The 23,939-nt window shown below is 58.9% G+C and carries 21 protein-coding genes and 1 riboswitch; all 21 genes read left to right on the top strand.

Features of this window, described 5'->3' with window-relative positions:
* Positions 1-504 (top strand): division/cell wall cluster transcriptional repressor MraZ, encoded by a 504-nt coding sequence (locus QQX03_RS10050; protein ID WP_285975598.1) that lies wholly within the window; start codon positions 1-3, stop codon positions 502-504.
* Positions 501-1,451, top strand: a complete 951-nt coding sequence (gene rsmH, locus QQX03_RS10045; protein WP_285975597.1) for a 16S rRNA (cytosine(1402)-N(4))-methyltransferase RsmH — start codon at positions 501-503, stop codon at positions 1,449-1,451. The genes QQX03_RS10050 and rsmH overlap by 4 nt, the downstream gene beginning before the upstream one ends.
* Positions 1,448-1,990, top strand: coding sequence for a hypothetical protein (locus QQX03_RS10040; protein ID WP_285975596.1), 543 nt, complete (start codon positions 1,448-1,450; stop codon positions 1,988-1,990). Before rsmH ends, QQX03_RS10040 begins: the two co-directional genes overlap by 4 nt.
* Complete coding sequence (locus QQX03_RS10035) at positions 1,987-3,741, top strand: peptidoglycan D,D-transpeptidase FtsI family protein (protein WP_285975595.1); 1,755 nt, start codon at positions 1,987-1,989, stop codon at positions 3,739-3,741. The genes QQX03_RS10040 and QQX03_RS10035 overlap by 4 nt, the downstream gene beginning before the upstream one ends.
* Positions 3,741-5,213, top strand: coding sequence for a UDP-N-acetylmuramoyl-L-alanyl-D-glutamate--2,6-diaminopimelate ligase (locus QQX03_RS10030; RefSeq protein ID WP_285975594.1), 1,473 nt, complete (start codon positions 3,741-3,743; stop codon positions 5,211-5,213). The genes QQX03_RS10035 and QQX03_RS10030 overlap by 1 nt, the downstream gene beginning before the upstream one ends.
* Entirely contained in the window at positions 5,210-6,688 is a 1,479-nt protein-coding gene (locus QQX03_RS10025; protein WP_285975593.1) for a UDP-N-acetylmuramoyl-tripeptide--D-alanyl-D-alanine ligase, read from the top strand. The genes QQX03_RS10030 and QQX03_RS10025 overlap by 4 nt, the downstream gene beginning before the upstream one ends.
* Before the next feature lie 9 nt (positions 6,689-6,697).
* Complete coding sequence (mraY, locus tag QQX03_RS10020) at positions 6,698-7,768, top strand: phospho-N-acetylmuramoyl-pentapeptide-transferase (protein WP_285975592.1); 1,071 nt, start codon at positions 6,698-6,700, stop codon at positions 7,766-7,768.
* Between the two features lie 7 nt (positions 7,769-7,775).
* Entirely contained in the window at positions 7,776-9,119 is a 1,344-nt protein-coding gene (gene murD / locus QQX03_RS10015) for a UDP-N-acetylmuramoyl-L-alanine--D-glutamate ligase (RefSeq protein WP_285975591.1), read from the top strand.
* Positions 9,116-10,342, top strand: coding sequence for an FtsW/RodA/SpoVE family cell cycle protein (locus QQX03_RS10010; protein ID WP_285975590.1), 1,227 nt, complete (start codon positions 9,116-9,118; stop codon positions 10,340-10,342). Before murD ends, QQX03_RS10010 begins: the two co-directional genes overlap by 4 nt.
* Complete coding sequence (murG, locus tag QQX03_RS10005) at positions 10,339-11,634, top strand: undecaprenyldiphospho-muramoylpentapeptide beta-N-acetylglucosaminyltransferase (RefSeq protein ID WP_285975589.1); 1,296 nt, start codon at positions 10,339-10,341, stop codon at positions 11,632-11,634. The genes QQX03_RS10010 and murG overlap by 4 nt, the downstream gene beginning before the upstream one ends.
* Complete coding sequence (gene murC, locus QQX03_RS10000) at positions 11,631-13,070, top strand: UDP-N-acetylmuramate--L-alanine ligase (RefSeq protein WP_285975588.1); 1,440 nt, start codon at positions 11,631-11,633, stop codon at positions 13,068-13,070. The genes murG and murC overlap by 4 nt, the downstream gene beginning before the upstream one ends.
* On the top strand, positions 13,067-13,960 hold the full coding sequence (murB, locus tag QQX03_RS09995; RefSeq protein ID WP_432762821.1) for a UDP-N-acetylmuramate dehydrogenase: 894 nt from the start codon (positions 13,067-13,069) through the stop codon (positions 13,958-13,960). Before murC ends, murB begins: the two co-directional genes overlap by 4 nt.
* Positions 13,957-14,943 carry a D-alanine--D-alanine ligase gene (locus QQX03_RS09990; protein WP_285975587.1) on the top strand — a complete coding sequence of 329 codons (987 nt, stop codon included), beginning with the start codon at positions 13,957-13,959 and terminating at the stop codon, positions 14,941-14,943. The genes murB and QQX03_RS09990 overlap by 4 nt, the downstream gene beginning before the upstream one ends.
* Positions 14,930-15,853, top strand: coding sequence for a cell division protein FtsQ/DivIB (locus QQX03_RS09985; protein ID WP_285975586.1), 924 nt, complete (start codon positions 14,930-14,932; stop codon positions 15,851-15,853). The genes QQX03_RS09990 and QQX03_RS09985 overlap by 14 nt, the downstream gene beginning before the upstream one ends.
* Entirely contained in the window at positions 15,846-17,126 is a 1,281-nt protein-coding gene (gene ftsA / locus QQX03_RS09980; RefSeq protein WP_285975585.1) for a cell division protein FtsA, read from the top strand. Before QQX03_RS09985 ends, ftsA begins: the two co-directional genes overlap by 8 nt.
* 125 nt (positions 17,127-17,251) lie before the next feature.
* Positions 17,252-18,889: a cell division protein FtsZ gene (gene ftsZ / locus QQX03_RS09975; RefSeq protein WP_285975584.1), complete on the top strand. Its 1,638-nt coding sequence runs from the start codon at positions 17,252-17,254 to the stop codon at positions 18,887-18,889.
* 91 nt (positions 18,890-18,980) lie between these two features.
* Positions 18,981-20,315, top strand: coding sequence for an SPOR domain-containing protein (locus QQX03_RS09970; protein WP_285975583.1), 1,335 nt, complete (start codon positions 18,981-18,983; stop codon positions 20,313-20,315).
* Positions 20,316-20,456: 141 nt separating this feature from the next.
* On the top strand, positions 20,457-20,963 hold the full coding sequence (locus QQX03_RS09965) for a type III secretion system chaperone family protein (RefSeq protein WP_285975582.1): 507 nt from the start codon (positions 20,457-20,459) through the stop codon (positions 20,961-20,963).
* Positions 20,964-21,011: 48 nt separating this feature from the next.
* Positions 21,012-21,809 (top strand): pyrroline-5-carboxylate reductase family protein, encoded by a 798-nt coding sequence (locus QQX03_RS09960; protein WP_285975581.1) that lies wholly within the window; start codon positions 21,012-21,014, stop codon positions 21,807-21,809.
* A gap of 112 nt (positions 21,810-21,921) precedes the next feature.
* Positions 21,922-22,662 (top strand): Bax inhibitor-1/YccA family protein, encoded by a 741-nt coding sequence (locus QQX03_RS09955; RefSeq protein ID WP_432762820.1) that lies wholly within the window; start codon positions 21,922-21,924, stop codon positions 22,660-22,662.
* Between the two features lie 195 nt (positions 22,663-22,857).
* Positions 22,858-23,589 carry a hypothetical protein gene (locus QQX03_RS09950; protein WP_285975580.1) on the top strand — a complete coding sequence of 244 codons (732 nt, stop codon included), beginning with the start codon at positions 22,858-22,860 and terminating at the stop codon, positions 23,587-23,589.
* Between the two features lie 30 nt (positions 23,590-23,619).
* Positions 23,620-23,854: riboswitch (cobalamin riboswitch) on the top strand.
* The last annotated feature ends 85 nt before the right edge of the window (positions 23,855-23,939 follow it).

Below are 23,939 nucleotides of genomic sequence, written 5' to 3'. Positions count from 1 at the left end.
TTGTCTTTCGGAGGATACAGTGGACAGGCTTTTTCACCCGCGGGTGATAAGAACCGCTTTGTCCTGCCTCCTTCCTTCCGCAAGGCGGTAAAGGAATCCTCCGGCGGTCGCATCTTGTGCCTCGACAAGCATGATCGCTGGAATTGCCTCGTTGGCTTTGGTCTTTCGCGCAATGACGAATTGAACGCTCAGATCGACCGCGAGGAAGAGCGTGCTCTGCGCTTGGGCCGTGACTTCGACTACGATCTTCGCGCCAGCCAGCTTTTCGGTTTCGCGCAAGTCCCATTTGATGACAGCGGCCGCTTTATCATGCCCGATCACTTGCGGACGTTGGGCCGCGTTGATGATGGTCTCTATTTCCAGGGTGCCGGCCGGTTCTTCACGATCTGGAATCCAGACGAGCTTTCGCAGATGGGCGATGAATGGGAGGCGGCGCAAGCCGCCTGCGCCAATTTGGTCGCGGAAGCACAGGCCAAGGCCAAAGCCAAAGGAGGCAGCAAATGACCTCTGCCGCTGAGGCTCCGCACATCCCTGTGCTTCTCGACGAAGTCATCGCTGCGCTCGATCCGCAGCCCGGCGACGTTATCGTCGATGCAACATTCGGTGCGGGTGGCTACACCCGCGCGCTGCTTGACCGCGGCGCAACTGTCCATGCCTTCGACCGCGATCCGGATGCGACCGCGCAAGGCCGCGGATGGGCTGAGGCGCGTACAACCCCTCCGCGTCTCGTGCTCCATCCGCGGTGCTTTTCCGAGATGGTGGCTTCGCTTGCCGAGGTGGGCATCGCTCAGGTTGACAGTGTCGCCATGGATATTGGCGTCTCTTCGATGCAGCTCGATCAGGCCGAACGCGGCTTTGCGTTCTCGGCTGATGGTCCGCTCGACATGCGCATGAGCCAGGCAGGCGAAAGCGCCGCTGATTTTCTCAATACAGCTTCAGATTCTCAGATAGCGGACGTGCTCTATGAATATGGCGAAGAACGCCAGTCGCGCCGGGTCGCGCGCGCCATCATTGCTGCACGTCCGCTTACGACTACGGGCGAGCTAGCCCGGGTGGTTCGCAAGGCGCTTGGCTACAAGCCCAGCGACAAGAAGGATCCCGCCACGCGTAGCTTTCAAGCGATACGCATTCATGTGAATGGAGAGCTGGACGAACTGCGCGAAGGCTTGAGCGCGGCAGAGCAATTGCTTCGCAGCGGTGGCAAGCTTGCCGTGGTGAGCTTTCACAGCCTGGAAGACCGGATTGTGAAGCGCTTCTTGCGCGACGCATCCGGGCGCAATTCCGGATCGCGGCACCTGCCTGAAACCGATCAGCAGCCTGCGATTTTCACTCAGATTTCCAAGGCGATCCGCCCGTCTGAGGCGGAAATCGCGCGCAACCCGCGCGCCCGTTCTTCAACGCTACGCCATGCCGTGCGCAGCGATACTCCTGCACGAAAGGTTGCCGCATGACACTCGCTGGTTCTCGTTTGCGTCAAGTCGGATGGGCGGTTGTATTGGCCGCGGTCGTGGGATTGTTCGTTGCACTGAGTTTTCAGGTTCACTCTGTGAAAAGCGAAGTGCTGCTGGCGGAGCGCGAGCTGATCCGGCTTGAGCGCGAGACCATGATGCTGGAAACCGAATTCCAGGCGCGTGCCAATCAGCGCCAGTTGTCTAACTGGAACGCTGTCGAGTTCGGGCTGCAGGCTGCGCGCCCCGATCAATACATTGAAAACGAGCGTCAATTGGCGGCCTACGGTGGAGACCGTGCACCAACTGCGCCCAGCCCGATCAGGGTTGCTGTGGCACAGATCCCACTCGAGGGTTCGGGCGCTACCCAGCCGCGCGCTATGGTTTCACCGGTATCCGGCAAGCCGGTTACACTGGCGGCGGTCAACACACCCGATGCAGCGACTACATTTGCAGAAGCATTGGGCGAGTTCGTCGCCGAAGCCTCACCAATCCGGCCTGCGCAAGCGCGCACTTTCCTGAGCGCCGAGGCTGCTGAATGAACGCACTTTCGGCCAGTGCAGCATTCGGAAGCGGCAGGGCCCACCTAGTAAATCTTCGCCAACAATCGCTTTTCCAGGCGCGCTGGCGTGTGCTGTGGATCGCGATCATGTTCGCGCTGGTCGCGGCTGCTGCGCTGATGCGTATCGCCTATCTGGGCCTGGCCGATCACGGCCCGGTGCGCACGTCCTTGGAGGAAGCGCTGCTTCCGCCGCGTGGCGAGATCACTGATCGCAACGGCGTGCCTTTGGCGCGCGCTTTTCCGGCCTATGCTCTATGGTTCAATCCAAAGGCGATGAGTGAGGGGGGCTCACCGCTTGTGAAATCTCCGCAAGAAGTCGCCGCAAGTCTCAAGGCGATCTTCCCTGAGATCGACGAAATTGATGTGGCTGAACGGTTGGCGTCCGGCAAATCCGGCTATCTGCGCCGCCGCGTACTTCCCGAAGACGCGAACAAAGTTCAGGCCATCGGCGAACTCGCGCTCGAAATGCCGCGCGAGAATGATCGCCATTATCCGCAAGGCCAGCTGGCGGCACATGTTCTAGGCTACATTGACGCTGACGGACAGGGCAAGATCGGCATGGAGCAAGTGTTGCATGAGCGGCTTGCCGATCCGGTGTTGCGCGGCGATTCTGTGCCGTTATCTCTCGATATTCGCGTGCAAGGCGCATTGGAGGACGAACTGCGCCGCGGCATGTTGGCCGTGAATGCGCTTGGCGCGGCTGGCGTGGTATTGGACGTTGATACCGGCGAGATCGTGGCGATGGCGTCCCTGCCTGACTTTGATCCGAACGCTGTTACACAAAGCGATCTGATGCAGTCGGAGGAAGCAGCGGCGCAGGGAAAGAATGCTCCGGTCTTCAACCGTGTCACCAATCAGGTGTACGAGCTGGGCTCGACATTCAAACCGATCACTTTCGCTGCTGCAATCGATGCAGGTATCGTGCGCGATCTTGGCACTCGCTGGGACGCAACACCGGCAGAAGTCGGGCGCAAGACTTTCACCGATTCCAAAGATCACGGCGATACGCTGAACGTAGCCGAAGCGATGATGTATTCATCCAATACCGTTACGGTCCGGATTGCTGATCAGTTGGGTGAAGAGCGCCTTCGCCGCACACTGACCGATCTCGGCATGAGCGAGCGGCCCTATATCGAATTGCCAGCGCGGGGCCACCCGATCTGGCAGGAATCGCGCTGGGGACGGCTGAAAACGATGAACGTCGGGTTCGGTCACGGTGTGTCGGTTACACCTCTGCATTTGGCGAGCGCATATGCGGCAATGGTCAATGGTGGCATTTGGCGTCCTGCGACCTTGCACAAACTTGCGCCGCAAGATGTGCCGCGCGGCCGCCGGGTGTTCAAGGCATCAACCTCCGCTCAGATGCGTCAGCTGCTGCGTATGACCGCACTTTACGGCACCGGCCGGTTTGCCGATGCACAGGGTTACCGCGTAGGCGGCAAGACCGGCTCTGCTGAAAAGCCGACGCGCGGCGGATATCGCCAGAATGCGCTCATCTCGACATTTGCCTCGGCCTTTCCGATGGATCGTCCGCGCTACGTTGTGGTGGCCATGCTTGATGAGCCGCGCGGCACAGTCGCCAGCTCCTTTCAACGGACAGCCGGTTGGACCGCGGCGCCGATCGTCGGGCGCCTCGTTCCGCGCATCGGACCGCTGTTGGGTGTGCGCCCAGACAACACCCGCGATGTCGATCTGTCTGACATAGATCGCCTTGTGCCGGAGAAGAAGTGATGAAGTTGGGGGCGCTGGCACAGGCGGCAGGCATCGCGCTGACAGAAGGCGAGCAGACACAGGTCACCGGCTTCGCGATTGACAATCGAAAGGTGGCTCCCGGCACGGTTTTCGGTGCCTTCCAGGGTGCAAAATTCAACGGGGAGGATTTCATTCCTGCGGCTGTTGAAGCGGGTGCCGTGGCAGTTGTTGCGCGACCCGAAGCGCGCGTTTCGGGCGCGGTGCACATTGCCGACCCGGAACCGCGCCGTGCCTTTGCCCATCTGGCGGCAGCATTCTTCACGCCTGTCCCTGGGCACATTGTCGCGGTGACCGGCACGAACGGCAAGACATCCTGCGTTGAAATGACCCGCCAGATCTGGCGTATGTGCGGAGAGCGGGCGGCGAGTATCGGAACGCTGGGTGTGACAACACCGGATGAAAGCGTTTCCACCGGTCTGACAACGCCCGATATCGTCTCGTTTCTCAGCAATATGAGTGGGCTCGCGCGCGAAGGTGTGACTCATGTCGCTTACGAAGCGTCCAGCCATGGGTTGGACCAGTTTCGCAACGAAGGTGTGCCGGTAACTGCTGGGGCTTTCACCAATTTCAGCCGCGATCACCTCGACTATCACGGCTCCATGGAAGCCTATTTCGAGGCCAAGATGCGCCTGTTCGATGAAGTGCTTGAACCGGGTGCAGCTGCAATTGTTTGGCACGGCGATGGCGATAGCAAATGGACCGCCAGGCCTATCGAGCATGCAGAAGCGCGAGGCCTAAAAGTCCTGACGGTGGGTCCGAGAGGTGGATTCATTACCTTGAAAGAGCGCACGCCAACGCAATTGGGACAAATGCTCGAAATCGAGCATGAAGGCGTATCCTGCACAATCAAGCTCCCGCTGATTGGAGCCTATCAGGCGGCCAATGCGCTGACAGCTTGCGCGTTAGCAATCGCGACGGGCGCATCACCATCCCAGGTTTTCGATGCCGCAGGCCGCTTGCAACCGGTTCGTGGTCGGCTTGAACGTGCAGTCATCACCGCACAAGGCGCGCCGGTATATGTCGACTATGCTCATACGCCAGACGCGCTGGAAGCGGCGATTGCAGCGCTGCGTCCGCATGTTGAAGGCAAGCTTATCACTGTGTTCGGCGCAGGTGGTGACCGCGACCAGGGAAAACGCGCTGCAATGGGCGCAGCCGCTGCAAAGGGCAGCGAGCTAGTGATCGTCACGGATGACAATCCACGCGGTGAGGATCCTGCCACTATCCGCGCAGCAGTGCTGGCCGGCGCGCCGGATGCTCACGAAGTCGCGGATCGACGTGACGCGATCGCTGAAGCGATCCGTCAGGCAAACGCTGAAGATATCGTCCTTGTTGCTGGCAAGGGTCATGAACAAGGGCAAATAATCGGGTCAGGAGAAAACATGCGGGTATTGCCGTTTGACGATGTGCAGGTAGCGCGAGAATGTGCTGCTGCGGAGGCGCGAGCATGAGTGCACTTCGAGCCCTGCGCAATTGGCCCATCGCACAACGCGATGCGCTACCCATGGCGCTGTGGAGCGCGGCAGAGATTGCAGTTGCGACTGGTGGCACCGCCAGCCATGAATTTCAGGCTTCGGGCGTCGAAATGGATAGCCGCGATGTTAAGCGCGGCTATCTGTTCATTGCACTCAAGGGCGACGCGATGGACGGGCACAAATTTCTGCCGCAAGCTTTTGCCAATGGTGCAGTTGCGGCGATCGTCGATCGTCCAGTGGAGTACCCGCATGTGCTCGTTGAGGACACGACAGCGGCGCTTCACGCGCTAGCCCATGCCGCCCGCGAACGCAGCGAAGCCGTGCGCATCGGCATCACCGGATCAGTCGGCAAGACTGGCATGAAAGAGGCAATCTTCCTGTCGCTCGACCGCGCAAGTCGCGGTAGCGCGCATCGCAGCATTCGCAGCTATAACAACCATGTCGGGGTGCCGTTGACGCTCGCTCGTATGCCTGCGCGCAGCAAGTTCGGCGTGTTCGAAATGGGAATGAACCACGCTGGAGAAATCGCACCTCTGGCAGAGCACGTTCGCCCGCATGTCGCGCTGATCACCACTATCGCTCCAGCTCACATAGAGAATCTTGGCAGCATAGAAGCCATTGCCGAGGAGAAAGCCTCGATTTTCTCCGGCCTGATGCCAGGCGGCACAGCGGTGATCCCCGCCGACAGTCCCTATTGCCAACAGATGCGCTCAGTGGCTGAGAAATTCGGCGCAAAGGTTGTCACTTTCGGTGCGGCCAAAGACGCAGATGTTCGTTTGCTCGATGCCATTCCCAGCGCCAATGGCGGTTCGCTGGTGACGGCCGATCTGGGTGATACCCGTGTATGCTATTCCGTTGCAGAGCCAGGTGAGCACTGGATCGCCAATTCGCTCGGTGTCATGGCGGCTGTGAATGCAGCGGGCGGAGACTTGGGTGCAGCGGGCTTGGCGCTTGCTGAAATGGGCGGGCTCAAAGGGCGCGGTGCGCGCCATCATATCGCGGTTCCGGGCGGCAAGGCTCTGATGATTGATGAAAGCTACAACGCCAATCCGGCATCGATGCGGGCCACCTTGAAAGCGCTAGGTCAAACGCCGGCAACCCGCCGCGTGGCCGTGCTGGGCAGCATGAAGGAATTGGGCGATTTCAGTGACAAGTTCCATGCGCAGCTGACCGAGCCTCTTTCCGAGGCGAAAGTGGATTATGCGGTGCTGGTTGGCGACGAGATGCGCGCCCTCGCTGCGGAGTTGGGGAAACTCGCCGGCGCCTCGCTTGGCATTACCCATGGTTTCACGCATTGCGATAACCCTGCCGAGGCGATTGCGGCGCTGAATGAATTCGGGATAACGCAAGGAGATGCGATCCTGATCAAAGGCTCTAATTCAGTCGGACTTGGTGCGCTGGTGTCACACTTTACCGGGATTGGCGGGGCGCTCGCCCAGTCCAAGACCTAGGAACAATAAATGCTCTACCTGATCGCCGAATGGCTGGGTTTCGAAGGTGTATTGAACCTTATCCGTTACCAGACGTTTCGTGCGGGCGCGACGTTGATCACAGCGCTGTTCTTCGGCCTGTTGATCGGGCCGCGCTTTATCAACTTGCTTCGCGTAAGGCAGGGCAAGGGGCAGCCGATCCGGGCTGACGGCCCTCAAAGCCATCTGGCGAAAGTCGGCACGCCGACGATGGGCGGGCTGATGATCCTTGTCTCGCTCAGCTTCTCCTTGCTGCTGTGGATGGACATAACCAACCCGCTGGTTTGGGCGTGTTTGGCGGTGACAATTGGCTTCGGCCTGATCGGTTTTCTCGACGATTACGACAAGGTTACCAAGGCGAGCCACCGCGGCGTTTCGGGCAAGGTGCGCTTGCTGCTGGAGTTTATAGTCGCTGGGATCGCGAGCTACATCATCGTCAGCCAGGTCAGCACCAATCTCTATGTACCGTTCTTCAGCGGCGTTTCGATCCCGCTTGGGCCGTTCTATTTCGTCCTTGCCGCCACTCTGATCGTCGGCTTCGGCAATGCCGTGAACCTGACTGACGGGCTGGATGGCCTCGCGATCATGCCGGTAATCATCGCTGCGGGAACATTCGCTATAATTGCCTATCTTGTGGGCCGCGTCGACTATTCCGAATACCTCGGCATTCCCTATGTCGAGGGTGCGGGTGAACTTGCGATCTTCTGCGCGGCAATAATGGGGGCAGGGCTTGCCTTTCTGTGGTTCAATGCGCCGCCTGCCGCCGTGTTCATGGGCGACACGGGGTCGCTTGCTCTTGGCGGTGCGCTGGGTGCGATTGCAGTCGCGAGCCATCACGAGATCGTGCTGCTGATCGTGGGCGGCTTGTTCGTGGTCGAAACCGCCAGCGTTATCATTCAGGTGTTCTGGTTCAAGCGGACCGGCAAACGCGTATTCCGAATGGCGCCGATCCATCACCATTTCGAACAGTTGGGCTGGAGCGAAAGCAAGGTCGTGATCCGCTTCTGGATCATCGCCATCGTGCTGGCGATGTCGGGTCTCGCCACGCTGAAGGTGAGGTGATGAACGCATGATCACCGCGAAGGCCTTTTCTGGAAAAACCTACGCGGTGCTTGGCCTCGCGCGCTCTGGCGCAGCGACGGTCGAGACCTTGTTGGCGAGCGGTGCGCGCGTTGTCGCGTGGGACCGGCAGGATGTGGCGCGCAAACCTTTCGAGGGACGCTGTGAGCTCGCCGATCCGCTCGAGATGGACCTGACCGGTTTCGATGGGGTGGTCGTCTCTCCCGGTGTTCCGCTCAACACGCATCCGATCAAGCCGCATGCCGAGAAATTCGGTGTGCCGGTGATCGGCGATATTGAGCTGTTCGCGCTCGCACGAGCTGAATTGCCGCCGCACAAGGTTGTCGGGATTACCGGCACCAACGGCAAATCAACCACCACCGCGCTGGTGCACCATATCCTGAAAACAGCCGGGGTGCGGACCACGATGGGCGGCAATATCGGACTACCGATCCTGGCGCAGGATCCGCTCCCAGTAGGCGGGGTCTATGTGCTGGAGTTGTCGAGTTACCAGATCGACCTGACGTACTCGCTCGATTGTGACGTGGCAGTGATCCTCAACATCACGCCCGACCATCTGGATCGCTATGATGGTAGCTTCGAGAAATATGCAGCGAGCAAGGCGCGGCTTTTTGAGATGCAAGGCGATCAGAGCTATGCATTGCTCAATTGGCAAGCTTTCGAGGCAGGTTTGGTCCGACTAGGTGAGGCTGGGTTTAACGGTATCGTTTCAGCTGATGAAACTGCTCAGGCTGAATGGCCCTCTCTTCAAGGGCCGCACAACGCCGAAAACGCTGGTGCCGCGATGGCGGTCTGCGCTTGGCTTGGCCTGACAGTCGAGAAGATCAATGAAGGGTTGAAGAGCTTTCGTGGCCTTCCGCATCGCATGGAGCTCGTTACCCGCCACGAGGGCGTGCTCTATATTAACGACAGCAAGGCAACCAATCCGGACAGTACCGCCCCCGCGCTGGCGGCTTACCCACCCGAGAACGGCCGCCCGCGCATTCACTGGATCGTCGGCGGACTGCCCAAGGAAGACGGGCTTGGCCCAAGCGAGCAGCATCTCGGCAACATCGCCGCCGCCTACACCATTGGGGAGGCCGGCCCGCGATTTGCCGAATTGCTTGAGCCGCATGTCCACGTTGAACGCGCAGAAATGCTTCAGGATGCGGTCTGCCGCGCCAAGGCATCGGCGCGCGAGGGGGACGTTATTCTGCTTTCGCCAGCCTGCGCCAGCTTCGATCAGTTCCGCGACTATGAAGCACGCGGCGCGGCTTTCCGCCAAGTTGTCGCGGCGCTGACAGATGCAAGTGAAGAGATTCGGTCCGCCTTGCAGGCCGGGGACGCTGAATGAGCACCGTCAAACCCTATATTCCGCGCCAAGGCGGCGCTGCATCAGGCGGCGCGCATTTGAAGCTTAACTGGCGCGATCAATTGCGCATCTGGTGGCGCGAGATCGACAAGGTTTTGCTGACACTGATCCTGATACTGATGTTATTCGGTACTGCTGCCGTTGCGTCAGCATCGCCCGCCAGCGCCTCGCGACTTTCCACCAGCGAAGTGCAATTGAGCGAATTCTACTTTCTGAAGCAGCATATTGTTTGGCAATTTCTGGGTCTGGTCGCGATGATCAGCGTGTCCACGCTGACCCGCGAACGCGCTCGTCAAGCAGGCATCTTGCTTGCATCGGTAACGCTGGTTCTGCTCGCATTGGTCCCCATTTTCGGGTTTGAGCGCAATGGCGCGCAGCGTTGGCTGGATCTGGGCTTTTCGCTTCAGCCGTCAGAGTTTCTCAAGCCCGGTTTTGCAATTCTGCTTGCGTGGATATTGAGCCTGCGCTTGCGTGATCCCGAATTGCCGGTTGTACCTATGGCTAGCGTGATTATGGGCGTTATCGCTTTGTTGCTGATGATGCAGCCGAATTTGGGCGCGACGCTGTTGTTTGCAGGCATCTGGTTTGTGCTGGTGCTGCTGTCGGGAATCAGCGTGCAACGTTTGAGCATTATCGTTGGAACCGGGATTGCCGGACTGACGGCGGCCTATTTCCTGTATGACAATGCGCGGCACCGGATCGATGCGTTCCTGGGTGGAGGCACGGCATTTGATCAGGTTGATCTGGCGCAGCGAACGCTGATGGCGGGCGGCTGGACCGGCACAGGATTGTGGCTGGGCGTGCGCAAGATGAACCTGCCCGAAGCGCATACGGACTATATCTTCTCTGTAATCGGGGAGGAGTTCGGCCTTATCACCTGCGCCCTGGTAGTTGTGCTTTACCTGGCAATCGTGTGGCGTTTGCTTATGCGGCTGGTGGATGAGGAGAACCTGTTTACTGTGCTGGCCAGCGCGGGCCTGATCGCAGCAATTGGTGGCCAGGCCTTCATCAACATCCTGGTCAATCTGCAGCTCTTCCCATCGAAAGGTATGACCTTGCCGTTGATCAGCTATGGCGGATCATCAACTATCGCCATGTGCCTTACAGTTGGGCTATTGCTGGCTATCACGCGTCGCAATCCGTTCCTGAAGCGGGAGACTCGTGGTTTGAAGGCGATGATGGAACGCAAGGAGGAGGCTGCATGAGCGGCTCGGTACGCACAGGCTCAAGCCGGCATTTCGTGCTGGCCGCGGGCGGGACAGGAGGGCACCTGATCCCGGCATTCGCCCTTGCGACAGAACTGGATCAGCGCGGCCATCACGTGGCGCTGATTACCGATCAGCGTGGCGCGGAAATCCCTGGCAAGCCGGATTTCCTGACGTCGCATGTCATCCCAGCCGGGCGTTTTGGCAAGAATCCCCTGCGCTGGTTTGGTGGGCTGAAGGCTTTGCTGGAAGGGCGGCGTATGGCGCTGCGCCTGTTTGAGAGCTTTGAACCGACCGCTGTGGTTGGCTTTGGCGGCTATCCGGCGGCCCCGGCAATGCTAGCGGCGACAAGCGCAGACATTCCGAGCGTGCTTCACGAGCAAAACGCGGTTCTGGGCCGCGTGAACCGCATGTTGGCCGGACGCGTTGATGCGATTGCAACCGCGTTCACAGAGATTGAACGGCTGAAGCACAAGTACATCGACAAGGTGCATCTGGTCGGCAATCCCGTCCGCCCCGAAGTGCTTGCACTGCGTGATGAGGATTATCCGCCGTTCACTGAGGATGGTCTTCTCAAAGTGCTGGTTACTGGCGGCAGTCAGGGCGCGCGTATTCTGTCCGAAGTTGTCCCTGATGGGCTGGCCATGTTGCCGCCCGCCCTGTGCCAACGCCTGCAAGTCACACAGCAATGCCGCGCAGAAGACCTCGACCGTGTTCGCGAGCGCTATCGCACACATGATATCCCGGCGGAGCTGGGCACTTATTTCGAGGATATGGAAGCGCGGCTGGCGGAATGCCATTTGTTCATCGGCCGCGCAGGGGCTTCGACGATCGCGGAGCTGACCGCTGTGGGCCGTCCGGGCATCCTCATCCCGCTGCCCATAGCGACCGACGATCACCAGGCTGCGAATACCCGCGAAATGGTGAAGGCGGGTGGGGCGCGAATGATCCGCCAGCCATCGGTTACGGTTGGCGAAGTCAGTGGTCTTGAGGACAAGGACAATCGCGAGCGCATTGCGCAATCTGATGCTTTGCAGAAGCTTTCCAAAGACATCTCGTTGCAAATTCAAGCCATGGCCAAGGCGCCGCAATCGCTGGCCAATGCTGCGCATGCTGCATGGAATTGCGGACGCCCAAATGCAGCGAAAGACTTGGCCGACCTGGTCGAAAGTTTTGGCGGCGCGGATATGATGGATGTCATCCGTGTTGGAGAGACAGCCAAAGATATCGCTGCGGAACGTGCTGCATCTACCTCGCATGCTACCCGCGGTATCGGGAGTGACGGCAAGTGAAGGGTGTCGGAACCGAGATTGGCGTGATCCACTTTGTCGGAATCGGCGGGATCGGCATGTCCGGCATAGCCGAGGTGATGCACAATCTGGGATACAAGGTTCAGGGGTCTGACCTGAACGAAGGACCCAGTGTTGAACGGCTGCGTGCACAAGGCATTTCGGTGCACATCGGGCATGAGAAGGAAAATGTCGAAGGGGCCGCTGTGGTGGTCACTTCAACCGCAGTGCGGCGAACAAATCCCGAAGTCGCACATGCGCTCGAGAACCGCATTCCGGTGGTGCGCCGCGCGGAAATGCTCGCGGAATTGATGCGGTTGAAATCGACCGTTGCGGTCGCGGGTACCCACGGGAAAACCACCACAACCAGTATGATCGCGGCCTTGCTCGATCGCGGGAACATTGATCCCACAGTGATCAATGGGGGGATTATCGAGCAATATGGCTCGAATGCGCGCATGGGCGACAGCGACTGGATGGTGGTCGAAGCCGATGAAAGCGATGGCAGCTTCCTGCGGCTCGATGGCACGATTGCGGTTGTTACGAATATCGATCCCGAGCATCTGGACCATTACGGTGATTTCGACGGCGTGAAGCGCGCATTCGTCGAGTTCATTCACAATGTACCATTCTATGGCGCAGCCATTCTGTGCATTGATCACCCCGAGGTGCAGGCCGTGATCGGGCAGGTGCGCGATCGCAAGGTTGTGACCTATGGCTTTTCGCTTCAGGCGGACATCTGTGGCGTGAACATCCGTTCCGAAGCGGGCGGCAATGTATTTGACGTTATCGTGCGTCAGCGCGGTGAAGAGGATCGCCGGATCGAAGGTGTGCGCCTGCCAATGCCGGGCCGGCATAATGTGCAGAATGCGCTCGCGGCGATTGCAGTCGCAATCGAGATGGGCTGCCCGGACGAGGTAATCCGCGAAGGCTTTGGTCAATTCGGCGGCGTTCGGCGGCGCTTCACAAAGGTAGGCGAAGTGGCCTGCAACGGCGGTACTGCGACGATCATTGATGACTATGCGCATCACCCGGTTGAAATCACAGCCGTGCTCAATGCAGCACGCGAAGCGGTCGGCGGCGATAATGGTGGCCGTGTGTTCGCCGTTGCGCAGCCGCATCGCTATACTCGCCTTCGGGATCTGATGGGCGAGTTTCAGGCATGTTTCAACGAAGCTGACCATGTCTATGTCACGCCGGTCTACACGGCGGGCGAAGACCCCATCGATGGCGTGAACGCCGCTACGCTGGTGGCTGGACTGAAATCACGCGGGCACCGTTCTGCTGTGGCGGTAGCTGACCAGACCGAGCTTGCGGGAGCTCTCGCCAGAGAGCTGAACGCTGGAGACATTGTTGTTTGCCTGGGTGCCGGCGATATCACCAAATGGGCCGCGGGCCTTGCACCGGCGATCGAGAGTGCGCGCGGGGGCAAGCCATGATGGCCGACACACTTCCAAAAGTGCGCGGCAATCTCACTCCGAATGCGCCGCTGGCAAAACTTGTTTGGTTCAAGACCGGAGGCAATGCGGACTGGCTGTTCGAGCCCGCCGATATTGACGACTTGCGAGACTTTCTCAGCGCGTTGGATCGCGCGATGCCGGTTATGGCTCTTGGGCTAGGGTCCAACATGATTGTACGCGATGGCGGCGTCGAAGGTGTGGTTGTTCGTTTGGGCAAGGCATTTTCGGGCGTCAAGGTACTTGACGATGATCAGCTTGAATGCGGCGGCGGCGCCAGCGGTATCCTTGTATCTTCCACTGCGCGTGATGCCGGGATAGCCGGGCTCGAATTCCTGCGCGGCATACCCGGTACAGTAGGCGGGTTCGTACGCATGAATGGCGGCGCTTACGGGCGTGAGGTCGCGGACATATTGATTGATTGCGAGGTGATGTTCCCATGCGGAAAACTGTCTCGTGTGCCGGTTGAAGAACTGGCCTATTCCTATCGTCATTCGGAACTGGCCTCGGGTTCGATCGTCGTTTCGGCACGTTTTCAAGGCACGCCGGGTGATCCAGCGGCGATTGGCGCAGAGATGGAGCGCATCGCGAAAGCGCGCGAAGAATCGCAACCACTGCGCACTAAGACCGGCGGATCGACTTTCAAGAATCCGGATGGTCACAAGGCCTGGGAGCTGGTCGATGCGGCGGGTTGTCGCGGACTGACAATGGGCGGTGCTCAGGTGAGCGAGAAACACACCAATTTCCTGATCAACACCGGCGATGCGACCAGCGGCGATATCGAGGCGCTAGGCGAAGAGGTGCGCCGCCGCGTGCGTGAAAACTCCGGCTTCGAACTGCAATGGGAAATCCAGCGGGTGGGGCGGCCATGAGCTTGCTGCCCAAACTTCACGTTGCAGTCCTGATGGGCGGCTGGGCCAATGAACGCGAAGTCTCGGTGATGAGCGGCAATGGCGTTGCTGACGCGCTCGAAAGCATGGGGCATCGTGTCACGCGGATCGATATGGACCGGCAGGTTGCAGCCCGCATTGCAGACGCTGCGCCCGATGTCGTGTTCAATGCGCTGCATGGCGTTCCTGGCGAGGATGGCAGTGTGCAGGGCATGCTTGATCTGATGGGTGTTCCTTACACACATTCAGGCCTTGCAACCTCGGTCATCGCGATTGACAAGCAGCTGACCAAAATGGTGCTTGGACCACACGGCGTGCCTTTTCCAGGTGGACGGATCGTAAGCCGTGAAGAGATATTCGAGCGTGATCCGCTGCCGCGCCCCTATGTGCTGAAGCCGGTCAATGAAGGGTCATCGGTTGGCGTTGCAATCGTTACGGATGAGAGCGATTACGGCAATCCGATCGCGCCTGATTCGGCCGGACCATGGCAGGATTTTAAAGAACTCCTCGCAGAGCCATTTATCCGCGGGCGCGAGCTGACAACAGCTGTGATCGACACGCCTGAGGGCCCGCGCGCACTGGGCGTCACCGAGCTGGTGATCGACGCCGGTTTTTACGACTACGAGCACAAATACACAGACGGCAAGACAGTCCATGTCTGCCCTGCGCAAATTCCGCCGGAGATCGCGGCGCTGTGCGAACAATATGCTCGAACCGCGCATTTGAGGCTGGGATGTAGCGGAGTTAGTCGCACCGATTTCCGCTGGGATGATGAGCAGGGCGAGGATGGCCTGTTTGTGCTCGAAACCAATACCCAACCCGGAATGACACCGCTTAGTCTGGTCCCTGAGCAAGGCAAGTACGCCGGGATGGAATATGCCGATCTGGTGGAAGCGGTGATCGCCGCGGCTTTACGCAAGCACGCACCGGACAAGCTGACGGGAGGCACCTTTGGCGACGATTAGGCGCTCTGCTAGAGGTGCACGCAGTGCCGCGAAAGCCAATGCGCGGGCAAACACCGCACGCAAGGCGAAGAAGACAACCGGCGGTTTTATCGACTGGCTGATGGGCTTGCTGCCTTTCACCGAAGAACAGCTTCAGCGCATCTTTTTGTGGTTGATCATTGCAGCAGCACTTGTTGCGGCATGGTTTATTGCAAGCATCTCTGGGGCCACTGCTCTGGTTCAGGCGCAGATTTCGCAGTCCGCAGCCAATGCCGGCTTTGAAGTGCGCCATGTTCGGGTTTCGGGCGTCGAGCGAATGAATGAGGATCGCGTCTACGAACGTGTGGTTAGCCAACGCAACGAACCTATGCCTGACGTTGATGTCATCACAATTCGTGAAGAGCTGCTCGAACTGCCTTGGGTGAAGGACGCTCGCGTTTCCCGTCAACTTCCCGGAACGCTGGCGATCGATATTGTCGAACGAGTGCCGCATGCGGTGCTGCAAAGACCCGACCACCTCGTGCTGGTCGACGTTGAAGGCAATGAACTTGAACCGATCAACCGCACCGATATCGGAGATCGGCTGGTGATTTCCGGCCCGGGTGCCGTGCGCCAGGTCAAGCAACTCGACAACCTGCTCGAAGCCGCGCCGGCGATAAGCCCGCAAGTGCGCGCTGCGGAATGGGTCGGCAACCGCCGCTGGAACTTGACCTTCAAGAGTAATCAAGTGCTTGCGTTGCCACAAGGCGAGGATGAAGCCGCGACAGCGCTGGTGTCCTTTGCGCGGCTCGACGGACAGAATCGTTTGATCGGCGGCGAAGTCACGACATTCGATATGCGGGCACCACCGCGCATCTACATGCGAATTCCTGGCCGGGCAGACCGCGTTCTGGGCGGCAATGATGATGGAGAAACCACCCCTGATGGCTAGTAAGCGCTTCACCCGCTATTTTGGCGCGGTCAATACGGGTTCATTCCGTATTTCAGCGATGATCATGGGGCTTACCGAGGACGGTGAATTACAGGTGCTGGGGTCGGGCCACCGCGCATCGAACGGTATCAAACGCGGCTATGTGACTGACATGGCGGCCGCCACCTACGCCATTCGTGACGCTGTTGAGCGCGCAGAGAAGAATGCTGGCACCAGCGTGCAAAGCGTTTGGGTCGGTTGCGCTGGAGCCGGACTCGCAAGCCAGGTTTCGAAGGTCGAGATCGACATCAATGGTCGGCGCATCGAAGAAGAAGACATCGAACACCTGCTGATATCCGCACGAGAAACCATTCAGCCGCACGGGCGGATGGTGTTGCATGCGCAGCCTGCGCATTACACGCTTGATGGCGCACATGGTGTAGCGAACCCCAAAGGTCTTCATGCAGAGCGGCTGGGCGTCGATGTGCATGTCATGCTGGCGGACGGCGCGCCGGTGCGAAACCTCACCGAAGCGGTGCAGAACGCGCATCTGGACGTAGAGGCCGTTGTCGCTGCTCCACTGGCTGCAGGCTATGCCTGCCTGAGCGAGGAAGAGCGCGAACTTGGCGTAGCGATGGTGGAAATTGGCGGAGAGGTGACCAATGTCGCGGTTTATGCTGGCGGTATGCTGCTCGGCCTGAAGGCGCTGCCTTACGGTTCAGGCGATATCACCGATGCGATCGCATCTGCCTTTGGCATTCGCCGCTTCCAGGCGGAGCGTCTTAAATGCGTTTCCGGATCAGCAATTGCCAGCCCGACGGATCATCGCGAGATGATCCCGGTCAACGGGCCGGGTGATGATCAAGCAGGGCCGGTTGCGCGCGGTGCCGATGACAAGAACCGTATCGCTCGTGCCGAGCTTGTCTCCATAGTCACGCAGAACCTGTCTCGCCTGACCGATGAGATTGGCAAGGCATTGAAATCAATGAGGTTTACCGGCGCAAACGGTGGGCAGGTGGTTATGACCGGCGGCGGTGCTGAGCTTGCCGGGCTCGCGGAATTTGCGCAAAGCGCGCTGGGGATGCCGGTTAGGATTGGCAAGCCGCCTTCGCTTACGGGATTGCCCGAAGCGCATTCGACTCCCGGATTTGCTACGTTGGCTGGCTTGTGTCTCTATGCGGCCGATGATCCGATTGACATCCGGAGCGTAGGCGAGAGCCGCGCGCCGATTTCGCGGTTCGGATTGGGGTTGGGTGTGGGCCGTTTGATGCGAGCATTGAAAGAGAATTTCTAGGTATAAATACAGGGAAATGGGTCGGTTAACCACTGTGGATAAGGGAGAATGCGCTATCAACCGTGCAATACCTTTGTGGCAAAGTGATCTATAAGGAAAGGGCCAGCACGCCCGGAGGAAAACTGATGAGTATCAATATCGGACCAGCTTCTAGCGACGAGCTTCGTCCCCGCATCACTGTTGTCGGAATTGGCGGGGCGGGCGGAAACGCTATCGCCAACATGATCGAGTCCGAAATCGAAGGCGTCGATTTCATCTGTGCCAACACTGACGCGCAAGCGCTTTCGATGTCGAAGGCTGACGGCAAGATCCAGCTTGGACCAGAGATCACAGGTGGTCTGGGCGCGGGCGCTCGACCCGAAGTCGGCAAGGCTGCGGCGGAAGAAACGGTCAAGGAAATCGAAGACGCGCTGGAAGGCGTGAACATGGTTTTCATCGCTGCCGGCATGGGTGGCGGTACGGGTACTGGCGCAGCACCGGTCATCGCGGAAGCCGCACGGCGCAAGGGTGTGCTGACGGTTGGAGTTGTGACCAAGCCATTCTTGTTCGAAGGTACGCGGCGGATGCGCGCGGCCGAGGCTGGCATTGATGAGCTGCAAAAGCACGTCGATACGCTGATCGTGATTCCAAACCAGAACCTGTTCCTGATCGCCAAGGCAGAGACAACTTTCAAGGAAGCGTTCCAGCTGGCGGATGAAGTGCTGCAACAAGGCGTGCGTTCGATCACTGATTTGATGGTGATGCCGGGCCTCATCAATCTGGACTTTGCCGACGTTCGCTCTGTGATGAGCGAGATGGGCAAGGCGATGATGGGTACAGGCGAAGCCGAGGGCGAGAGCCGTGCGCTCGAAGCCGCAGAACGCGCGATTGCAAATCCGCTGCTCGACGGGGTCAGCATGCAAGGCGCCAAGGGCGTGATCATCTCGATCATTGGCGGCGAAGATATGAAGCTGCTCGAAGTAGATGAAGCAGCCAACCATATCCGTGAACTGGTTGACGAAGATGCAAACATCATTTGGGGCTCTGCGTTCAATCCAGACCTTGATGGAAAGATTCGCGTATCCGTTGTCGCGACCGGTATCGATCAGAGCGCTATTTCAGCAACCACCCAGAGCACTCCGATTAGCTTGAGCGCATCGCGCCCACCCAAGCGCCCGGTAATCGCGCTGTCGGAAGAAGAGCCGGAAACCGTTGAAGAGCCGATCATCGATGAGCCATTGGAGCTCGCGATGGAGGCTGAGCCTGAGTCCGAGCTATACGGAGCGGCTGAAGAAGTCGAGGAAGCGGCGCCTGTGGTGGAGCCGTTTGACCTTACCGGTATGCAAGTCGGTGATGATATGGGTGAAAGCGAAGAGGATGATGATGTTGACGACATCGTCGATCCGCTTGCGGGCATGCGTAATGAGGACAACGATCCTTATGCCGATGATGTGGCTGACGAGCTGGCCGAAGAAGCTCCGTTCGATTTGACGTCTGAAGTCTCGCCAGAGCCGAGCGAAGGCGGTGAAGCTGCGCCTGCCTCGCGCGAGGGATTCGGTGGAGACACGTCCGAAGCTGTCTCCTCCGGCGCAAGCGGTAGTAGTGGCAGTTCCGGCGGCAGAGGCGCTGCACCAGCTGCTGCATCCGCAGGCGGAAGCACGCTGTTTGAGCGGATGGCAAATCTGTCACGCGGCGCCAGCGATTCTGACAGCGACGAGGATGGCGACGAGGGCGGCTCTTCGCTCAGCATCCCGCGTTTCCTTGGCCGTCAGAACAACCAGTAATTCGGCTCGTCTCACCGCGCTATTCTTGCAAGGTTCACATGCGCCCGCTTAGTGCAGCGCTTGCAGGTGTGAACCTTGTAAGGGTTATGTAATGGCCACCCCCGCCTTCCTCCTTGTGCTTGCTATGGCCGCTGTTCCGGCACTGGCCGTGCCAACCAATGCTCAGCAAACCGCATCGCGTGAGGTATCGCAGGCTTTGCCTTCGGCGGAAGTGGAGGAATTGCGTAACGCGTTGCAGCGACTGGCGCGGCAACCTCAAAGCGCTCAGGCCCTGGTGGATGCTGGTGATGCATCGCTCGCACTCGATGATTACAGCGCTGCGGAAGGTTTCTACGCGCGCGCACTTCAGATATCGCCCAATTCTGCTGCAGCCAAGCTCGGGCTCGCGTCTGTCTTTCTGAAGACGCGACAACCGGTAGAGGCGTTGCAGATGTTTGCCGAAGCAGAACGTGCGGGTGCGTCTGTCGATGTGATCCTGGGTGATTGGGGGCTGGCGCAGGATCTGGTTGGCAACAACGAACTTGCGCAACAAAGCTACCGGGCATTTCTGGCGAAGGAACAGGATGATGAGGTGACGCGTCGTTTGGCAATAAGCCAGGCGATTGCGGGTCAGCGCGATGCCTTCGAAGCCACCCTGCGCCCGCTTCTGACGAGGCAAGATCTCGCCGCGTTCAGGGCGCGCGCATTTGGTCTCGCCATACTGGGTGACACCGATCAAGCAGCGAGGCTGGCAAATCAACTGCTGCCGCCCGATCTGTCCAGTCGCATGACCCCCTATTTTGAGTTCATGCCGCGCCTGACCAAATCGCAACAAGCGGCTGCTGCAAATCTGGGAATTTTCCCGCGTGCGGCCGAGATTGGCCGCGATGATCCGCAAATGGCGAGTTTGGGCCGCGGTGAAGATCCGCGGATCGCCCGCGTCGATCAACGGCTTACCCCGCGCGGAACACCGCTGGGAACACGCGTCGATACATCTCCACCTGAGCCGAGCGGCGAAAGCAGGCTTGCGCGCATAGCACGTGAGCAGGCTTCTGTAGCAGATGCGTTTTCAGGCTTTATCGCGCCGGAGGAACTTCCCGCCGCGGCATCTGATGGGGCTGTTGACATTTCGACAATCGAGATACCGCGCGAACAATCGAAACCCGAACCGCCGCAGCATCCCAGCCGTCACTGGGTGCAGATGGCCACCGGGCGCGATATTGGCGCATTGCGATTCGACTGGCGCCGGATGATCCGGCGCGCACCTGAGTTGCTGGACGGGCGCGAGGCCTATTCCACCCCGTGGGGGCAGGCGAACCGGCTTCTGACCGGGCCCTTTGCTACGCGCGACGAAGCCAGGCAATTGGTGCGCGAATTGCGGCAACAAGGTTTTGACAGCTTCAGCTACACTAGCGCTGAAGGCGAAAAGATTGATATTATTCAATAGTATATAAGTTGTTCACGGCTTTCTTTGCACAAGCTTTGAACAAGCCAGTCGCTTTCTCCCCAAAAGCTGACATCGCAGCCATTGCATTCAAAGCAGGGACAAGTGCAATCAGCACTCGATGCGAAGTGAAAGCCCCAATTCATGAGAGCCCGCGAAGTCGAATATGGCACCGGTGAGGATGCTGCCCCGGTAGAAATGCTGGCGGCATTGTTCGATGCGCGCGGCTGGGCATGCGAGATCACCAGTCAAAACGAGATCGCTGGCGAAGTGCAAGGAAGCTGGGCGAAGTACCAGATCAAGGCGATCTGGCGCAGCGAAGACAATGTGCTGCAATTGCTTTGCCTGCCTGACATTCGCGTGTCTGAGGACAAGAACCGCGCGGCCTATGAACTGCTCGCCATGGTCAATGAGCAGGTCTGGCTGGGACATTTCGATGTCTGGTCCAACGGCAATGTCCTGCTCTACCGGCATGGCGCATTGCTTGGTGACGATGGGTTGCTCAGTATCCAGCAGGCGCAAGCCCTGATCGAAACGGCGATTGACGAATGTGATCGCTTCTATCCTGCCTTCCAGTTTGTGTTTTGGGGCGACAAGAGCCCGCGCCAAGCATTGGAGAGCGCGATGGTCGACGCGGTCGGCGAGGCTTGAGGGCCACAGAGGCTTGAGCGCACGCGCGCCTGCTGTAAACGTGGCTCCATGAAAATTCTGATCTACGGATATGGCAAGATGGCCGGCGCTATGGTCGATGGCTGGTTGCGAGCGGGTGTGTCTGCAAGCAACATCATTGCATATAATCCTCGCCATAAGGCAAGCGCGGAGGGGGTGACATTGACCACCCGGCAACCTGACGGCGATTTCGATGCCGTGGTGCTCGGTTTCAAGCCGCATATGCTGGTCGATATCGCGCCGAAAATGCAGTCAATTGCTGGTCCGAACACGCTGGTTCTATCGATCCTGGCGGGTGTCACACTGGCGCAACTTGATGCAGCGTTTCCCGATGCGAAAGCGAATGTGCGTTTCATGCCCAACCTTGCGGTAGCGATCGGCAAGTCGCCCAATGTTCTGGCCGCGCACGACCTCTCGCGCTCGGATAGGGAGGCGGTGACGGAACTGGCATGCAAGCTAGGCACAGCCGAATGGCTTGCGGATGAGAATCTGTTCGATCTTGCTACCGCGCTGGCTGGTTCGGGGCCTGGTTTCGTCTATCGCTTTATCGATGCGCTGGCAGAGGCAGCGAGCGAATTGGGCCTGCCGGCCGATATGGCAGGCCGGCTTGCGACAGCGATGGTCGACGGGGCAGGTTCTTTGGCAGCCGATTCAGAGTTCACAACAGATGAACTGGCAGACCGGGTTGCCAGCCCGGGCGGCATGACGCGCGAGGGTCTGAATGTGCTTGATGAAAGCAAAGCTCTGAAATCGCTTCTTTTACGCACTCTGAAAGCCACGGCGGATCGCGGGACTGAACTGTCAAAAATGGCCGGAAAACAGCCTTAAGCAGTTGCAAGGAATGCAATCCAGTTTTGCTTGAAAATTGCACACAAACACCCGATATTTGAACAGATGGCGCTGAATGTGCGCCCGATTTATTATCGGAGAGACGATTACGATGGCTGATTGGAACGAACCCCGGAGCATGGAGCAGCAGGAGGCGGCTTTCACTGGCGCGTCCGTACCGCGCTCAGGGACTGTGTTTGACGCAGGGCTGCGCAAGCACATGCTCTCGATCTATAACTATATGACCTCTGGTATTTTGCTGACTGGCGTTGTCGCGCTGCTGACGGCGAACACCGGTTTGATCTACAGCTTTGTGGGCTCGCCGCTGATGTGGCTCATTATGCTTTCGCCACTCGCGATTGTTTTCGCGATGAGTTTTGGCGCGAACCGCTTTAGCAAAGGAACGCTCCAGATCATGTTCTGGGCCTTTGCGACGCTGATGGGTCTTTCCATGTCGACGATTTTCCTCGTCTATACGCAGGGCTCGATCGCGACGACATTCTTTGCAACCGCTGCGGCGTTCGCAGGGCTTAGCCTTTTCGGCTATACCACCAAGAAGGATCTGACCGGCATGGGCAGCTTCCTGATTATGGGTGTGGTTGGCCTGATTGTGGCGATGCTGCTTAACCTTTGGCTGCAATCACCCGCATTGATGTGGGCGGTAAGCTTCATCGGCGTGCTGATCTTTGCTGGTCTGACAGCGTATGACACGCAGCGTTTGAAGAACCAGTATGCGCAGCTGCGCGGAACCGACTTTGCCGGCAAGGCTGTGATCCTCGGGGCGCTGAGCCTCTATCTGGACTTCATCAACATGTTCCAGTTCCTGCTCTCCTTCATGGGATCGCGCGAGTAGGCATTTTCCGTTTGTGATCGTCTGGTCGCATAAAGGACTCAATTCACCGACGCCCGAGGTGCCCTTCGCATCTCGGGCATTTTCTTTGCTGCATTTGAACGATATGCCTAGGCGATAATTAACTTTCGGGATTCAGGCGCGGTTAGGGATCGCATTTGTAGCTTGCCCGGAAGGATAGCGAGAGGGACGCGAAAAATGATGCAGTCCGGCATTGTGAAGATCAAGATCATCGCCATTGCTGTCGTCAGTGCGACATTGGCCGCTTGCGGAACTGCGGCCCCGCCACCACCGCCGGTCGTTGTTGCTCCCCCACCGCCACCGCCTATAGTGATTCCGCCGCGGCCCACGGCACCTGCCGGTGCATTCGCGACCATGGCAATTCCGCAAATGGCCGCTGACGGTGTTCGCCAGACCGTCAACTACGGCATTTCTGACGAGCAAAAGCTCTGGAATGTCCGTTCAGGCCTGAATGTTGCTGCGCTCAATTGCCGCAACGCATCGCATCTGGCACTTGCCGACAATTACAGTGAATTTCTCAAGAAGCATCGCCGCCAGCTAACGCGCACCAACAGTACTTTGGCGTCCCAGTATCGTGCTCAACACGGGCGCAGCTATCGCGACGCTCAAGACGCCTACATGACCCGTGTCTATAACTATTTCGCGTTGCCGCCGGCTTTGCCAGCATTCTGCGATGTAGCTCATCAGATCGGGCAGGAAATCGTTGATGTGCCGGCCGGTCAATTGCACGTTTTTGCCGAGACTGCCCTGCCGCGGATGGAAGCGGTCTATGAAGAGTTTTTCTCTTCTTATGAGCAATACCGCGTCGATTTGGCAGCGTGGGAAGCGCAATATGGCCCGAACAGAAGCCCGGTAACGCTTGAAGCCAATTACGGTCCGCCGCAAAGCGCGGCTGCGCAGAATAATTGATCCTTACCAGGGGCGACCAAAGGGCTCTGTGCAATCTTGCACCGCGCCCTTTTGCTATCTAGAGCACGTCTAGCAAACCGGTAACGGGAATGCGGTGCGAGTGTTCTTCACTCAATTCCGCAGCTGTCCCTGCAACTGTAAGCGGCGAGCATCTGTTTCGCGTGTCCCAATACGGACACTCCCACTGGATCTGAACCGATCTGGGAAGGGGAAGCAGAGGCACTGACCCGTGAGCCAGGAGACCGACCGGCGCGCGTCGCTCTTTGTCTGGCTCTGGGATTGGTCAGGCGCGGAAGAACTTTCGTTTCGAGCGACATTGTTGGGCCTTGTGGGTGCATCTCGCGAGGCCC

Origin of the sequence: Altererythrobacter rubellus (assembly GCF_030284385.1) — a bacterium.
Lineage (GTDB): Bacteria > Pseudomonadota > Alphaproteobacteria > Sphingomonadales > Sphingomonadaceae > Erythrobacter > Erythrobacter rubellus.
Note: the sequence above shows the minus strand (reverse complement) of the source record. Positions and strands in the feature narration are given on the sequence as shown.